Source organism: Streptomyces griseus, assembly GCF_900460065.1.
GTDB classification, from domain to species: domain Bacteria; phylum Actinomycetota; class Actinomycetes; order Streptomycetales; family Streptomycetaceae; genus Streptomyces; species Streptomyces griseus.
In genome coordinates this window covers 97,632-112,554 of the sequence record NZ_UAVD01000012.1, presented here as the reverse complement: position 1 = coordinate 112,554, position 14,923 = coordinate 97,632, and the positions used below count along the sequence as shown (strand labels likewise).

Genomic DNA, 14,923 nt, shown 5'->3' with positions numbered 1-14,923 from the left:
CGCCTTCCGCCGGCGGGCACCGCATATCGTGCCTGCCATGCATACGTATCCGACGCAGGCCGTGATCCTTGCCGGTGGCCAGGGGTCGCGGCTGCGGCCGTACACCGACGACCGCCCCAAGCCGATGGTCGAGATCCCCGGGACCGGGACTCCGATCATCGGCCATCAGCTGTCCTGGCTGGCCGCCGAAGGTGTCACCGACGCCGTGGTCTCCTGCGGGCACCTCGCCGAGGTGCTCCAGGAGTGGCTGGACGCCGCCGTGCTGCCGCTCCGGGTCACCACCGTCGTGGAGACCGAGCCGCTGGGCCGGGGCGGCGGGCTGAAGTACGCGGCCGGGCGGCTGCCCGACCCCGAGCAGCCCTGGTACGCGACGAACGGCGACATCTGGACCCGTTTCTCCCTGCGGGAGATGGCCGCGTTCCACGCGGAGCGTGACGCCACCGCCACCCTGGCCCTCGCCCGGCCCCGGATCCCGTGGGGTGCCGTGGAGACGGACGCCTTCGGGCACATCACCGACTTCATCGAGTCGCCGCCCTCCCCGTATCTGATCAACGCCGGGGTGTACGTGTTCTCGCCCGCGTTCACGAAGCTGCTGCCGGACCGCGGCGACCATGAGCGGACCACGTTCCCGCGCCTCGCCCGCGAACGCCGGCTGGCCGGTTACCCGCTGCCGAACGGGGCGTACTGGCGGGCCATCGACACGGCGAAGGACCTGACCGAGGCGGCCCGGGAGCTCGGCTCCCACGGCGGCTGACGGCCGCGTCCCTCACTCGCGGGGGCGGCCCCCACCCGGTTCTTCCGCCCGGGTGGGGGCCGCCCCTCTCTGCCTGCGTGCGGGGTCAGCCGAGGAGGCCGCCGATCGGGTTCCGGCCCCCGCCGCCGCCTGTGGTCGATCCCTCGCCGCCGGAGGAGGTCGAGCCGCCGGTGGGCGCCGGTTCGCCGCCGCCTCCGGACGAGGCGTCGCCGGTGGACCCGGAGGAGGTGGGTCCGGCGGTGGTGGCGGCCGGGGGTTCCTGCGGGGTGGACTGCTGTGGGGGCGCCTGGTTGGTGCCCTGGGTCTGGCTGGGCTGGGTGTCCGCGCCGGTGCTCTGGCCGCCGGAGTCGCGCGTCGCGCCCGGGGTGGCCCGGCCGTCGGCGGGGGTGGTGGCCGCGCCGGAGCTGCTGGGCTCCGGCTGTCGCCGCTGCTCCGGTGTGCGGGAGGCCTGGCGCTCCCCGGTGGACTCCTGGGGCAGCGGCATGCCGGGCAGGCGGTTGGTGGGGTTGTCGTTGCGGCCGGGGACGGTGACGACCTCGCTGGAGCGGACCGCGCCGCCGAGGATGGAGCCGATGAGCAGGGTGAGGCCGACGACGACCGTCGCGACGACGGTGCCCCGGCGCAGGACCCGGCGGCGCAGGTCCCAGATCTCGGAGCGCGGGCCGAGCTTGCGCCAGGCTTCCCCGGCCAGTCGGCCGTCCACGGAGTAGACGGGCGCGCCCGCGATGATCAGCGGGCTCCAGGCGGCCAGCAGGATGATGTCGGGGGCGTCGTAGACCGCGACCGTGCGCCAGCTGACCGTCACCAGCAGTGCGGCGGAGATCAGTGCGCCGAACGCGGCGGCGACCCGCTGCCAGAGGCCGAGCACGGTGAGCACGCCGACGACGACCTGGAGGAAGGCGACGGTCAGTCCGGCGCCGACCGGGTGGGAGAGCGCGAAGTCGCGCAGCGGCTCGGCCATCGCCCACGGGTGCAGGGAGGTCAGCCAGGTGACCATCGAGCCGCGCTCGCCGCCGTCGAAGTAGACGGGGTCGCTGAGCTTGCCCATGCCGGCGTAGATGGAGATGAAGCCGAGGAGCACCCGCATGGGGAGCAGGACGACGCCCAGGTTCATCCGGTGGCCGGGGTAGTAGGCGTGCCGGACGGGGTCGCCCGTGCCGCGCCGGGCGCGGGATTCGGCGCTCTCGTCGGTTTCGTCGTGGTCGTCGGCGTCGCCGGGGGCGCGGGCCCCGTCGAAGTCGTCGGGCCCGTCGACCGGGTCGTACGCGCCGACGGCCTGTCGCATGGGCGGCAGCAGCGGGCCGGTGTGTCCCGGCTGGTGGGGGGCGGTCAGTACGGGGTTGGGCTGCGTCTCCTCCAGGAGCGGGATGACCTGCGTCGCGCCTGCTCCGTGCCCGCCTGGGGTCGCCCCGCCGAGTCCGGCGTCGAGGTGTCCCGCGGTGGAGTTGCGCACGGCCTGGAGGAGGCCTGTCGCGCCGGGGTCGCCGGGAGCGGACTTCCCGCTCCAGACGACCGGTGCCCGCCTGCGGCCTCCGCCGGCACCGCTCATGGCGGGGATGCGGGCCGTGTGCGCGGGGGCGCCGCGCAGCCGTGCGCGCTGGCCCGGGGCGAGCTGCACCCGGAAGCTGGCGTGGTTGACGATGACCTGCGCGGGGTCGCTGTCCACCTTGGTCATGCTCAGGGCGGTGGGTTGCTCGTCGTACCGCGGCGTTCTGGTGTCCACACTCATCTAACCGAGTGATGGGTGGTTAGGACACTGCCTTGACCGCACCGGATGTGTCCGAGACCCGTCAAGATCGGGCCAAACTCGGGCAACCTGGAACTGTGTTCGGCGTTCGTGTGTCGACTCGCCCGGCGGCCGGGCCGGTCACCGGGCGGATCGACGGGGTGCGGGGGCCGGTGCGGGGCCCGGACCGGTGCGCCGGTGGGGCCCCGTGCGGCTATCCGCGGCGGCGCGCCACCTCGTACAGCACGATGCCGGCCGCGACACCGGCGTTGAGCGACTCCGCGCCGCCGGGCATCGAGATCCGCACCCGGTAGTCGCAGGTCTCGCCGACGAGACGGCCGAGGCCCTTGCCCTCGCTGCCGATGACGATGACGACCGGGCCGGCCAGCTCCTCCAGGTCCTCCACCGTGTGCTCGCCGTCGGCGGCCAGGCCGACGACCGTGAGGCCCGCCTTCTGGTAGCCCTCCAGCGCGCGGGTGAGGTTGGTGACCCGGGAGACCGGCGTGCGGGCCGCCGTGCCGGCCGAGGACTTCCACGCACCGGCGGTCATGCCGGCCGCGCGGCGCTCGGGGACGACCACGCCGTGGCCGCCGAAGGCGGAGACCGAGCGGACGATGGCGCCGAGGTTGCGCGGGTCGGTCACCCCGTCGAGGGCGACGATCAGCGGGTCCTCGTTGTTGTCGTACGCGGCTGCGGTGAGGTCCTCCGGGTGCGCGTACTCGTACGGCGGGACCTGGAGGACGAGGCCCTGGTGGTTCAGGCCGTTCGTCATCCGGTCCAGCTCGGGGCGCGGGGCCTCCATCAGGTTGATGTTGCCGCGCTCGCCCGCGAGCTTGAGGGCGTCGCGGACGCGCTCGTCGTTGTCGATGTACTGCTGGACGTAGAGGGTGGTGGCGGGGACGCCGTCGCGCAGGGCCTCGTAGACCGGGTTGCGGCCGACGACCATCTCCGAGGTGCCCTTGACGCCGCCGCGCCGGGGTGCGGGGCGGCGGGCCGCGGCCTGCTTGGCCTGGGCGTTGGCGACCCGGTTCTTCTTGTGTCCCTTGCGGGCGGAGGCGGGCGGCGTCGGTCCCTTGCCTTCGAGACCACGGCGTCGCTGGCCACCGCTGCCGACCTGCATGCCCTTCTTGTTGGACGTGCGGCGGTTCCTGCGCTGGCTGTTCCCGGCCATGATCTACCTGTTTCGTTGCTTTCAGACGTACGTATGTATGGGGAAAGTGTGCCGCCCGGATCGCCGGGCGGCACATCCGCACTGCTCGGCGGTGCTCAGCGCGGTCCCAGCGTCCACCGGGGGCCGGCGGGGCTGTCCTCGATGACGAGGCCGGACTGGTTGAGCTGGTCGCGGATGGCGTCGGCCGCGGCCCAGTCCTTGCGGGCGCGGGCCGACTGCCGCTGGTCGAGGACGAGGCGCACGAGGGTGTCGACGACGCCGTGCAGGTCCTCGCCCCGGTCGCCCTCGCCCGCCCAGTGCGGGTCGAGCGGGTCCAGGCCGAGGACGCCGAGCATGGCCCGGACCTCGGCCAGGCGGTCGGCGGCGGCTTCCTTGTCGTCGGCGGCCAGCGCGCTGTTGCCCTGGCGGACGGTGGTGTGGATGATCGCCAGCGCCTGCGGCACGCCCAGGTCCTCGTCCATCGCCTCGGCGAAGGCGGGCGGCACCTCGTCTGCCGGGGGGACGACCTCCCCGGTCTTCTCGGTGACGCGCTGGACGAAGCCCTCGATCCGCGCGAACGCGGACTCGGCCTCGCGCAGAGCCTCCTCGCTGTACTCGATCATCGACCGGTAGTGCGGGGTGCCGAGGTAGTAGCGCAGGACGATCGGGCGCCAGTGCTTGACCATCTCGCTGACGAGGACGGAGTTGCCCAGCGACTTCGACATCTTCTCGCCGGACATGGTGACCCAGCCGTTGTGCACCCAGTACTTCGCGAACTCGTCGCCGTAGGCCGTGGCCTGGGCGATCTCGTTCTCGTGGTGGGGGAAGATCAGGTCGATGCCGCCGCCGTGGATGTCGAAGGCGGAGCCCAGGTACTTGTGGGCCATCGCGGAGCACTCCAGGTGCCAGCCGGGCCGGCCGCGGCCCCAGGGCGTCTCCCAGCTGGGCTCGCCCGGCTTCGTCGCCTTCCACATGGCGAAGTCGCGCTGGTCGCGCTTGCCGGTCTCGCCCTCGCCGGAGGGCTGGCGCAGATCGTCCAGCTCCTGGTTGGAGAGGGTCAGATAGCCGGGCAGCGAGCGCACGTCGAAGTAGACGTTGCCGTCGGCCTCGTAGGCGTGACCGCGCTCGATCAGGCCGCGCATCATCTCGATCATCTCGGGGATGTGGCCGGTGGCGCGGGGCTCGTAGGTGGGCGGCAGGCAGCCCAGGGCGTCGTAGCCGTCGTTGAACGCGCGCTCGTTCTCGTAGCCGATCGACCACCACGGGCGGCCCTGTTCGGCGGACTTCGCGATGATCTTGTCGTCGATGTCGGTGACGTTGCGGATGAACGTGACGTCGTAGCCGCGGTACGCGAACCAGCGGCGCATGATGTCGAAGTTCAGGCCCGAGCGGATGTGGCCGATGTGCGGCGCTGCCTGGACAGTGGCGCCACAGAGGTAGATCGAGACGCAGCCCGCGGTGAGCGGGACGAAGTCACGGATCTGCCGGGCGTTGGTGTCGTGCAGGCGAATAGTCACGCCTCAAGGGTAGTAGGCCCGCACCAGTGCCCCGCGACCCTTGGGGATCGCGGGGACAACTTTCTGGTACCGGGATGCCCCGGAACGGCCCTGGAGGGGCCCGGAGAGCGTTCTCGCGCCCCAGATGCCGTCGGCCTAGATGCTGCCGACGATCTTCCGCGGGGAGATGCGGACGACGACGCGGGGGTCGTCGGTGGCGGAGTTCGGGTTGAACTCCGCGTACGGCTTGCCGGTGTACTTCACCGACAGCTCGTCGATCAGCTCCTGCCCGCCGTCCGTCGTCAGCGTCGCCTCGCCGCGGATCTCGGCGTAGCTGTACGGGGCGTCGAAGGGCTGGACGACCACGGTGACGCGCGGGTCGCGGCGGAGGTTCTTCTCCTTGCGGCGGCCGACGGTGGTGGAGATCAGGACGTCGTCGCCGTCGCGCTTGACCCAGACCGGGGAGACCTGGGGGCTGCCGTCGGGCTGGATGGTGGCGATGTTCACGAACACGGGGCTGTCCAGCAGGTTCTTGAGCTCGGCGGAGAGTGCGGCGGTCATCGTTACGGCCTCCTGTGCGCTGCGGGTCGGTCCTTCGTCCAGTGCTGCTCCTACCCGGCAACCGCGCGCGTTCCCCGATCCTTCCCGCCCCGGCCCGCCGGAAGGGTGAAAGCCAGTGCCGCGCCCGCCAGCGGGACGGCCGCCAGCGCCGCCCACCGCACGGGGGCGGGCGCGTCGAGCAGTGCGCCGGTCGCCGCGCTCCCCGCGAGGACGGCGATCCCGGACACCGAGGACAGCGCCCCGGTGGCCAGCCCGAGCTGCCGGTCCTCGACCAGGTCGGGCACCAGGCCCCGGGCTGCGGGGACCAGCAGCATCTGGCCCAGGGTCAGCAGGACGACGAGCGCCGCGCCGGGCAGCAGACCGCCGGGGCCCGCCGGGGCGAGCGGCACGGCGGCGAACCCGGCGGCGACGGTGCCGAGGCCGGTGGCCAGGGCGGTGCGCGGGGCGATCCGGCGGGCGGAGAGACGGGTCAGCGGCACCTGGGCGACGACGACGAGCAGCGAGGAGAGCGCGAAAAGCCAGCCGAGGGCGGCCCCCGATCCGGTGGCCCGCTCCACCTCGACGGGCAGCGAGAGGTAGAGCTGGTTGTAGGCGACGAGGTAGCTGCTGTACGCGAGGCAGAGCAGCAGGAACGCCCGGTTGGTGAAGACCGCCCGCCACGGCGACCAGGCCCGCGGGGCCGTCCGGGTGACGGCGTCCGGCGCCCGCGCGTCCGCCGGCTCGCTCACGGGGGCGGCGCGCGGCATCAGGCGGGCGTGCCCGGCCAGGACGCCGACGAAGACGGCGGCCCCGGCGAGGCAGGCGGCCCGGAAGCCGCCGCCGAGCAGCAGGAGCAGGGAGCCGAGCAGCGGCCCGATGAACGCCCCGGCCTGCCCGGCGGCGGAGAACAGGGCGAGTACGTGGGCGCGCGGGGCGCCGGTGTCCCGTTCGTGCCGGACGGCCTCGCGGGCGGCCTCGGACTCGACGGCCGGGGAGAACAGGGCGGCGGCGAAGCCGATGAGGAGGACGGCGGCGATGACGGTGGCCGTGGATCCGGCGAACGCGAGCCAGCCGAATCCGGCGATGCGCAGCGTGCAGCCCGCCAGCACGACGGGGCGCGGGCCGTAGCGGTCGGTGAGGGCGCCGCCGACGACGAACAGGCCCTGCTGGCTGAAGGTGCGCAGCCCCAGGACGAGGCCGACGAGCCAGCCCGCCATGCCGAGGCCGCCGCCGAGGTGGGTGGCCAGGTAGGGCAGGACGGCGTAGAAGCCGATGTTGAAGGCGAACTGGGTGGCGGTGAGGAGCCGGAGGTAGGGGGTGGGGGCGCTCGCGAGCCGGGGGCGGAGGCGGAGGCGGGGGCGCTCCCCGGCGGGGGTTCCCGCGCGCGCGTCGGCGGGGGCGGGCTCGTCGGCTGCGGTGTGCGCGGGCTCGTGTGACGCCATGGGCGAAGGCTCGTCGGCCTTCGTGGGGGCGGGCGCGGAGGCTCCCGGGACGCGCTCGCCGGCCGGGGCGAGGGCGGGCTCGTCGGCCTTCGTGGGGGCGGGCCGGTTCACTTCGGTCCCGCCGGGGTGCGCCCGCGTACCGCCGCCGAGGTGAGGACGGCCAGGGCGCCCAGGACGGCGAGCGCTGCGGCGGGGGCGAGGACGGCCCACGGGGCACGTTCGGCGTACGGCATGTTCTCCGACAGCATCCGCCCCCACTCCGGCGCCGGGGCCCGCGTGCCGAGTCCGAGGAAGCCGAGGGAGGCGAGGGCCAGCGCGATGGCCGGGACGCGGAGCAGGGCGTGGCGTGCCACCGGCGGCAGGACCCCGGGCAGGATGTGGCGGCGCAGGAGGTGGGCCCGGTCCGCGCCGAGGGCGACGGCGGCGGTGAGGTGCGGGGCCGCCTTCTCCTGGGCGTGCAGGGCGGCGGTGTGGGCGGCGAGCGGGGCCCAGGCGACGGCGGCCACCGCGGCGGCGGCGCCCCAGGGGCCCGGTCCGGCGATGCCCGCGACGACGAGGCCGGCGAGGACGGCGGGGAGCGCGTTCGCCGTCTCGGTGAGCGCTCCGGCGCGGACGGCCCCGAGGAGCAGGCCGAGCAGCAGGGTGACGGCCCCCACCGCGACGGCGGCCAGCGCGGTGCGGGCCGCGCCGTGGCCGAGGCGGGCGAGGACGTCGCGGCCGAGGTGGTCGGTGCCGAGGGGGTGCGCGGCGGACGGGCCAGCGAGCCGGGCGGCCGTGTCGACGTGGAGGGGGTCGCGCAGGAGGCCCGCGACGGTGACGGCGACCAGGAGGCCGCCGAGGACGAGCGCGGCGACGGCGAGCGCGCGGCGGCCGGGCAGCCGGGGCGCGACGAGGGCGGGCAGCGCCCGGTCGGTGAGGGCGGGTCCGAGCAGGGCGCGGACGGCGAGGCGGGAGGCCAGCCCGGCGGCGACGCCGAGGAGCAGCAGGACGAGCACGGTCGCCTGGAGGACGGGCAGGTCCTGGGCGAGGGCGGCGGCCAGGGCGGTGCCGCCGAGGCCGGGGATCGCGTACAGGGTCTCGACGGCGACCGCTCCGCCGGTGAGTCCGACCGCGACCAGGCCGAGCTGGGGCAGCAGGCCCGGGAGCGTCCGGCGCAGGGCGTGCCGGGCGATGACGCGGCCCGGCAGGCCGCTCGCGGCGGCGGCCCGGGCCCAGGGTTCGGCGAAGGCGCCGGGCAGGGCGTCGTCCAGGAGCCGGCCGAGCAGCGCCCCGGCGGGGACGCCCATGGCGAGGGCGGGCAGCACGAGTTGGTCGGGGGCGCCCCAGCCGAGCGCGGGGAACCAGCCGAGGTGTACGGCGAGGACGGTGGCCAGGACGGCGGCGAGGAGGAATTCCGGCAGTGCGGCGAGCACCGCCGCGCCCGCTCCGGCGCGCACCCGGACGATCCGGCGCGCGGCCCCGCGCCGGAGGGTGGGGGCGCTCAGGGCGAGGGCGAGGAGTACGGCGACGGCGAGCGAGACGGCCATCAGGGTGAGGGAGTTGCCGAGGGCGGCCGTGACGTCCGGCCCGACGGGCTGGCCGGAGACCCAGGACTCCCCCAGGTCGCCCCGGAACAGCCCGCCGAGCCAGTCGCCCAGGACCTGCCACGGCCCGCCGTCGAGCCCGGTCTCGGCGCGGATCGCGGCGAGGGTCTCGGGTGTCGGGGCCCGGTCGGCGTACCGGGCGTGCAGGATCGTTCGGGCCGGGTCGGTCCGGGTCAGCCAGGGCAGCAGCCCGATCACCACGACGACGGCGAGCAGCGCACCGATCCGTCCGGCGAGGTACTTCACGCGGTCACTCGACGCGGGTGTCGGCGGTGATGAGGGTGCGCTCCATGGGGTCGAGGGCGACGCCGTGGACGCGGTTGTCGTCGTACCCCTGCACGAAGCGCTCGTGGACGAGCGGTACGAGGGCGTCGGAGCCGAGGATCGCGGCCTCGGCGGTCATCTCGGCCCGGTGGCGGGCGTCGGTGTCGGCGAGGGCGGCGGCCTTGTCGACGGCGGCGTCGACGGGCTTCGCGCAGAGCTGGGTGATGTTGAAGCTGCCGTCGCAGGTGAAGTCGGAGGCGAGGTAGGAGACCGGGTCGGCGGTGTCCAGGAGGGTGTTGCGGGCCTGGATGAACGCGTCGTACTTCCCGGCGAGGGCGTCGGCCTCCATCTGCGCGTAGTCGCGGACGACCTGCTTGACGGTGAAGCCGCGCTTCTCCAGCTGCTGCTGGACGACGGTGGCGGCCTCGGGCAGCTCGGGGCGGTTGGTGTAGGTGGCGAGGACGATCTCCTTCGTCTTCCTCACCTCGGCCGGGGCCGCCGCCTCCGCGCGGCCGGTGGGGGCGGTGCGCAGGTCGGCGGCCCAGGGGACGCCGGGGCCCAGCAGCCCTTGGGCGGCGTCGGCGCGCCCCTCGTAGACGCCGTCGACCAGCGCTCGGGGGTCGATGGCCTCGCGGGCGGCGGCGCGCATCGCCGGGTCGGCGAAGACGCCGCGTTCGGTGTTGAGGGAGAGGCCGTTGGTGCGGGCGGAGGGGAACTCGTGGACCAGGCCGTCGCCGAGCAGTGAGGCCTGCGAGATCGGTACGTACTCGGCGACGTCGACGTCCTTCGTCCGCAGCGCGTTGGCGCGGGCGGTGCCGTCGGCGACGAACTTGACGTCGGCGCCGGGGGCCTTCGCCTTGGAGCCCCAGTAGGTGTCGTTGCGCTCCAGGGTGGCGCTGACCGCGCCGTTGAGCTTGGCCAGGGTGAAGGGTCCGGTGGCGTGCCCGGCGGGGGCCACCTGTCCGCCGTCCTTTCCGTACGCGTTGGCGGACAGGATGCTCAGTGACGGGTTGGCCAGCCGCTGGGGCAGCAGCGGGTCGGCGTCCCGTGTCGTGATCCGTACGGTGCTCGCGCCCTCGGCCGTGGCGGTCAGGGTGGTGTCGGACAGCACGCGGGGCTTGGGGGACGCCTTCTGCGCGGCGGTCAGCGAGCGGACCACGGCTGCGGCGTCGAGTGTCGTCCCGTCCTGGAAGACGGCGCCGTCGCGGACCTCGAACGTCCAGCCCCGCTCGCCGTCGCGCTTCCAGGAGGCGGCAAGCGCGGGCTCGGCCTTCCCGTTCCGGTCGAGCCGGGTGAGTCCCTCGACGACGGCGAGCCGGCTCAGGGTCACGGCGTCGTCGCCGTACGGGGACATGGCCTGGGCGGGCGGGAAGGCCATGGCCACCTTCAGCCGCTGGTCGCCGCCGGAGTCCGTGGACGAGGTGCAGGCGGTGGCGACGGGCACGAGGAGCGTGGCGGCGGCCAGGGGCAGCGCGACGCGGCGGCGGGGAAGGCGGGGGCGGGAGGTGGGCATGCGACGACCTTATATGAAAACGATTGTCATCTAATGGGCGGGGGCGGTCCGGGCAGTGCGCGAGGTCCGGGCGGAGCCGCCGGCGGAGGCGGGCGCGGCCCCGGGCAGCGGCAGCTCGAAGTGGACGATCCCCTGCCCGCCCCCGGGCAGTGTCCGCTCGTCGCACACCTCGCGGGCCAGCGAACGCCAGAAGGGCTCGGCGCCCGGCACGGCGGGGTCGGTGTGCAGGTACAGCGCCTCGTAGCCCCCGGCCCGGGCGGCGAACTCCGCCAGCTCGCGCACCAGTCGCCGGGCCAGTCCGTGCCGGCGGTGCTCGGGGCGCACATAGATCCGGCAGAGCTGCGCGGTGGTCCCGGAGGGGAAGCGCTCGGCGACCCACGGGGGGTTGGGCGGCGCCTGGGGGCCCCGGTCGCGCACGGCCCCGGTGGCGACGATCTCGCCCCGGTGCTCGACGACGAGCAGGGTGCAGCGCTCCGGGCGGAGGTAGGCGGCCCCGGGGTCGATGATGTCGGCGTGCCAGCGGGGTACGTAGCCGGACTTCAGGTCGCGGTAGACGGTGTCGAGCATCACGGCCCGCGCTCCGCCGAGGTCGTCGGCGGTGGCGGTGCGCACGACGTATTCGACGTCCTCGGGGAACCCTGCGCGCTCGGGGAACCCGGCCCGTTCGACGTCTCCGGAGGTCCCGACGCGCCCGGCGTCTCCGTGGGTCCTGCCGGGTCCGGAGCTCCCGGGTGTCCCGGCGTGTGCGGCGTCCCCGTGGGTCCTGTGGGCGTCGGCCCGGTCGGCCGCCGTCCCCGCCGTCACCGTGGTCGCGCTGGTCGCCGGTGCCACTTCCGCCTCCTCCTGCACATCGCTTGCGTCTTCAGCGTACGTGCAAGTGATGTGCAGGAGGAGCGGGCCCGGGTGCCGCCCGGGCCTCAGGCGGTGCGGTAGACCAGGGCGGTCGCGAGGCCGGCGATGCCCTCGCCGCGGCCGGTGAAGCCGAGCCCGTCGGAGGTGGCGGCGGAGAGCGAGACCGGGGCGCCCACGGCCTCGGACAGCACCTTCTGCGCCTCCTCGCGCCGCTTGCCGATCTTCGGACGCGAGCCGACGACCTGGACGGCGACGTTCCCGATCTCGAAGCCCCCGGCGCGGACGATCCGGGCGGCCTCGGTGAGCAGCGTGATGCCCGCGGCCCCGGACCACTCGGGGCGGCCGGTGCCGAAGTGCTGCCCGAGGTCACCGAGGCCGGCGGCGGAGAACAGCGCGTTGCACGCGGCGTGCGCGACGACGTCGGCGTCCGAATGGCCGGCCAGTCCCGGCCCCTCGCCCTCCCACTTCAGGCCCGCGCACCACAGCTTGCGGCCCTCCTCGAAGGCGTGGATGTCGGTGCCGATGCCGACGAGCGGGATGACGGGGGCGGCGGGGCTTCCCGCGCCGGGGGTCTCAGAAACCATCGTTGGCCCTCCTGCGGGCGAGTACCGCCTCGGCCAGCACCAGATCGAGCGGCCGGGTCACCTTGAACGCCTCCTCGTGGCCGGGGACGACGACCACGGGCGCGCCGAGCCGCTCCACCATGCCCGCGTCGTCCGTGGCGCCCTCGCCGTCGACCGCGACCTCGGCGTGCGCGCGCACCAGCGTGTCCCGGTCGAAGCCCTGCGGCGTCTGCACCGCGCGCAGCCTGGCCCGTACGGGGGTGGCGAGCACCGGCTCCGGCTCCCCGGGCGTGCCGGCCGGCTCCACCTCCTTGACGGTGTCCGCGAGGGGCAGCGCGGGCACGACGGCGGGTGCTCCGTCCCGTACGGCCGAGGCGACGGCGTCGACCGTGTCGACCGGCACGAGGGGGCGGGCGGCGTCGTGGACCAGCACGGCGGAGATGTCCTCGGGCAGTGCGTCGAGGCCCAGGCGGACGGACTCCTGGCGGGTCTCACCGCCCGGCACCACCAGGTAGTCGGTGCGCTCGGGCAGCGCGTGCTCGTCGAGGAGGTGCTTCACCTCGGGCGCGCCGTCCGGCGGGGCGACGACCACGACGAGGGAGACGGCCCGGGACGCGGCCATGGCGCGGATGGCGTGGATCAGCATGGGCGTCCCGCCGAGCGCCCGAAGGGCCTTGGGCGTGCCCGGACCGAGTCGCACGCCCCGCCCGGCCGCGGGGATCACCGCGGCGGTACGGGGAGGGCGCGGCCGGTCGGTCGGGGGTGGCGTCGATGACATCGGTTGCACTCCGAAGGTCCGAGAAAGGTCCGAAGGTTCGGCAGGTTTGTTTCCACGACCGACATGGGTAGGGGCCCAGCGAGCCGGGCGTGACGCCCCGGGCTCGCACCGGGCCCCTTCCGTGACACCCGGTCGAGCGCGGGTCGCGCGGGGCGCTCACGCAGCACGGGGGCCGCCCTCTCACCGACGGCCGTCGCACACGCGGACGGACGTCCGCGGGCACGGGGCTACCGGCAGTCGGGCACCGGATGCGGTCCGGACATGCCGCAGCGCCCGACAACACAGCGTGAAAACGGCTGGTCAGCGGGCACCGCGGCACATTCATACAACTTCATCGAACCGGCGATCTCCGGCGGCACGAGCCGGAGTGGTCCGGTTTCAGGACGCGAGGACCTCGTCGAGCAGAGCCTCGGCCTTGTCCTCATTCGTGTTTTCCGCGAGAGCGAGCTCGCTCACCAGGATCTGGCGGGCCTTGGCGAGCATGCGCTTCTCTCCGGCGGAGAGACCGCGCTCGCGCTCCCGACGCCACAGGTCACGCACTACCTCGGCGACCTTGATGACATCGCCGGAGGCGAGCTTTTCGAGATTTGCCTTGTAGCGCCGGGACCAGTTCGTCGGCTCCTCGGCATACGGTGCGCGCAGCACCTCGAAGACCCGGTCCAGTCCGTCCTGCCCGACCACGTCGCGCACGCCCACGAACTCCGCATTGTCCGCCGGCACACGAACCGTCAAGTCGCCCTGGGCGACCTTGAGCACCAAGTAGGTCTTGTCCACGCCTTTGATCTGGCGAGTTTCGATAGCCTCGATCAGCGCGGCCCCGTGATGGGGATAGACCACGGTGTCGCCAACCTTGAACGTCATGTGACAGGTACCCCTTCCGTGGCTATCCAGAGTAACACGAGAATCGCATCTCCTGAATGGCGTTTTCGCAGGTCAGGGCATATCTCGGGGCTTGACAACAGCGACACGAACGTGCTGCGGAAGGCTTCCGGAAGACGGTATTCGCAGGTCGGAGCCACTGTGCGCCCGGAGCGAAACACCCGCGTCACATGGCCCCGATGCCTTACAGAAGGGGACGAAAGTCCCGTTTTGTCGGTTTCGAGATGACCATCATTCCGTACTCCGTTCGATGATCGCTCGCCCGTACGGGCGTAACTGTCCGACCGCAATGAAATTGATCAAGCCACATGGCGCCCGGTCCCTTTCCCCCGCGAAGCCGGGAATGGCGAAGAAACCACCACGCCGCCCCGGAGCGGGCAGAAGAATTGATCACCCGGATTATGTGAACGCCCCATGGCGTACCCGCCGGTAGAACACCGCTCGGCCTCTTCGGAGGACGCGCGGCCCCGGCCTCCCGGCGCCTCCCTCGCCACCGCCGGGCAAGAGCCGGAACGCGTAGGGGCGGGTCGGGTGCAGGCCGGGCGCGGCGGCTCGGTAGCCTAAGGCCGCTGACACACCCTTAGGGCGGCTTTACACCACCGCTCGACGACTGACGTCCGAAGTCCGCAGTCCGACTCGTTCAAGGAGTTGCCGCCGCCGTGAGCCGCAGCCTTCGACACGGCGCCCTCGCCGCCGCCGCCACCGCCATCTCGATCGTCTCCCTGTCCGCCTGCGCGGCGGGCAACAACGCCGAGACGCTCAAGATCAGGCCGGACAACCCGGCCACCACGGTGGGCGACATCAAGATCCAGAACGTGAACGTGCTCACGCAGCCCGAGGGCGGCGCGGACGGCCCGGCCGTCGTCGCCGCGACGCTGTTCAACGAAGGCACCGAGCGCGAGGTGCTGGAGTCGGTCACGCTGCCCGGCAGCAACGTCGAGGTGAAGCTCCAGGCCGCCAAGGGCAACGGCCCCATCGTGGTCCCGGCCGGCGGCCAGGTCACCATCGGCGGCAAGGGCAACGCCGCCGCCGTGATCGAGAACAGCGGCGAGGCGGCGCGCAACGGCGACGTCCAGCAGGTCGTCTTCAAGCTCAGCCGGACCGGCGACGTCGGCCTCGGCGCCAGCGTGTTCCCCGCCGAGGGCTTCTTCAAGGACTTCGGCCCCAGCCCGAAGGCGGAGGCGCCCGCGCCGAAGCCCACCCCGACGCCGTCGGCCGACGCGTCCGGCGACGCGTCCGGCGAGGGCGAGACGCCCGGCACGCCGGAGAGCGGCGCGGGCACCGAGGGCGCGCAGGGCGAGACCGGCACGGGCGACTCCGCCTCGGTGCCCGCGGCCGACTGACGCGGGACTCCGGCCCCGTAACGCCGAACGCCTGAGTACA

The 14,923-nt window shown here is 73.9% G+C and carries 13 protein-coding genes; 2 read left to right on the top strand and 11 right to left on the bottom strand.

Features of this window, described 5'->3' with window-relative positions; genetic code table 11:
* Nucleotides 1-37: 37 nt before the first annotated feature.
* Nucleotides 38-754 carry a nucleotidyltransferase family protein gene (locus DTB53_RS07420; RefSeq protein WP_003968195.1) on the top strand — a complete coding sequence of 239 codons (717 nt, stop codon included), beginning with the start codon at nucleotides 38-40 and terminating at the stop codon, nucleotides 752-754.
* Between the two features lie 85 nt (nucleotides 755-839).
* On the opposite strand, the gene DTB53_RS07415 is transcribed toward DTB53_RS07420, so the two are convergent.
* From DTB53_RS07415 to DTB53_RS07365, 11 genes are all read right to left on the bottom strand, one after another.
* On the bottom strand, nucleotides 840-2,483 hold the full coding sequence (locus DTB53_RS07415) for a DoxX family membrane protein (protein ID WP_012380311.1): 1,644 nt from the start codon (nucleotides 2,481-2,483) through the stop codon (nucleotides 840-842).
* 211 nt (nucleotides 2,484-2,694) lie between these two features.
* Nucleotides 2,695-3,651, bottom strand: a complete 957-nt coding sequence (rlmB, locus tag DTB53_RS07410; protein ID WP_003968193.1) for a 23S rRNA (guanosine(2251)-2'-O)-methyltransferase RlmB — start codon at nucleotides 3,649-3,651, stop codon at nucleotides 2,695-2,697.
* A 95-nt stretch (nucleotides 3,652-3,746) separates the two neighbouring features.
* Nucleotides 3,747-5,147, bottom strand: a complete 1,401-nt coding sequence (gene cysS / locus DTB53_RS07405) for a cysteine--tRNA ligase (RefSeq protein ID WP_012380310.1) — start codon at nucleotides 5,145-5,147, stop codon at nucleotides 3,747-3,749.
* Nucleotides 5,148-5,282: 135 nt separating this feature from the next.
* Nucleotides 5,283-5,687 carry a PPOX class F420-dependent oxidoreductase gene (locus tag DTB53_RS07400; protein ID WP_003968191.1) on the bottom strand — a complete coding sequence of 135 codons (405 nt, stop codon included), beginning with the start codon at nucleotides 5,685-5,687 and terminating at the stop codon, nucleotides 5,283-5,285.
* Nucleotides 5,688-5,737: 50 nt separating this feature from the next.
* Complete coding sequence (locus tag DTB53_RS07395; RefSeq protein WP_106431776.1) at nucleotides 5,738-7,108, bottom strand: MFS transporter; 1,371 nt, start codon at nucleotides 7,106-7,108, stop codon at nucleotides 5,738-5,740.
* A gap of 107 nt (nucleotides 7,109-7,215) precedes the next feature.
* Nucleotides 7,216-8,937, bottom strand: a complete 1,722-nt coding sequence (locus DTB53_RS07390) for an ABC transporter permease subunit (protein WP_012380308.1) — start codon at nucleotides 8,935-8,937, stop codon at nucleotides 7,216-7,218.
* 4 nt (nucleotides 8,938-8,941) lie between these two features.
* On the bottom strand, nucleotides 8,942-10,468 hold the full coding sequence (locus DTB53_RS07385; protein WP_012380307.1) for an ABC transporter substrate-binding protein: 1,527 nt from the start codon (nucleotides 10,466-10,468) through the stop codon (nucleotides 8,942-8,944).
* Between the two features lie 30 nt (nucleotides 10,469-10,498).
* Nucleotides 10,499-11,080 (bottom strand): GNAT family N-acetyltransferase, encoded by a 582-nt coding sequence (locus DTB53_RS07380; RefSeq protein ID WP_042498595.1) that lies wholly within the window; start codon nucleotides 11,078-11,080, stop codon nucleotides 10,499-10,501.
* A gap of 305 nt (nucleotides 11,081-11,385) precedes the next feature.
* Complete coding sequence (ispF, locus tag DTB53_RS07375) at nucleotides 11,386-11,904, bottom strand: 2-C-methyl-D-erythritol 2,4-cyclodiphosphate synthase (protein WP_012380305.1); 519 nt, start codon at nucleotides 11,902-11,904, stop codon at nucleotides 11,386-11,388.
* Nucleotides 11,894-12,661, bottom strand: coding sequence for a 2-C-methyl-D-erythritol 4-phosphate cytidylyltransferase (gene ispD / locus DTB53_RS07370; RefSeq protein ID WP_003968185.1), 768 nt, complete (start codon nucleotides 12,659-12,661; stop codon nucleotides 11,894-11,896). Before ispD ends, ispF begins: the two co-directional genes overlap by 11 nt.
* A gap of 378 nt (nucleotides 12,662-13,039) precedes the next feature.
* Nucleotides 13,040-13,522 (bottom strand): CarD family transcriptional regulator, encoded by a 483-nt coding sequence (locus DTB53_RS07365; protein ID WP_003953493.1) that lies wholly within the window; start codon nucleotides 13,520-13,522, stop codon nucleotides 13,040-13,042.
* Nucleotides 13,523-14,199: 677 nt separating this feature from the next.
* Here DTB53_RS07365 and DTB53_RS07355 point away from each other — a divergent pair.
* Nucleotides 14,200-14,883, top strand: coding sequence for a hypothetical protein (locus DTB53_RS07355; protein ID WP_012380304.1), 684 nt, complete (start codon nucleotides 14,200-14,202; stop codon nucleotides 14,881-14,883).
* Nucleotides 14,884-14,923 lie beyond the last annotated feature (40 nt).

Bases quoted from the DNA above. Each gene is read 5' to 3' on its own strand.
- DTB53_RS07400 (WP_003968191.1), bottom strand. From the start codon at position 5,687: ATGACCGCCGCACTCTCCGCCGAGCTCAAGAACCTGCTGGACAGCCCC.
- DTB53_RS07365 (WP_003953493.1), bottom strand. From the start codon at position 13,522: ATGACGTTCAAGGTTGGCGACACCGTGGTCTATCCCCATCACGGGGCC.
- DTB53_RS07395 (WP_106431776.1), bottom strand. From the start codon at position 7,108: ATGGCGTCACACGAGCCCGCGCACACCGCAGCCGACGAGCCCGCCCCC.
- DTB53_RS07385 (WP_012380307.1), bottom strand. From the start codon at position 10,468: ATGCCCACCTCCCGCCCCCGCCTTCCCCGCCGCCGCGTCGCGCTGCCC.
- ispD (WP_003968185.1), bottom strand. From the start codon at position 12,661: ATGTCATCGACGCCACCCCCGACCGACCGGCCGCGCCCTCCCCGTACC.
- DTB53_RS07415 (WP_012380311.1), bottom strand. From the start codon at position 2,483: ATGAGTGTGGACACCAGAACGCCGCGGTACGACGAGCAACCCACCGCC.
- rlmB (WP_003968193.1), bottom strand. From the start codon at position 3,651: ATGGCCGGGAACAGCCAGCGCAGGAACCGCCGCACGTCCAACAAGAAG.
- DTB53_RS07420 (WP_003968195.1), top strand. From the start codon at position 38: ATGCATACGTATCCGACGCAGGCCGTGATCCTTGCCGGTGGCCAGGGG.
- ispF (WP_012380305.1), bottom strand. From the start codon at position 11,904: ATGGTTTCTGAGACCCCCGGCGCGGGAAGCCCCGCCGCCCCCGTCATC.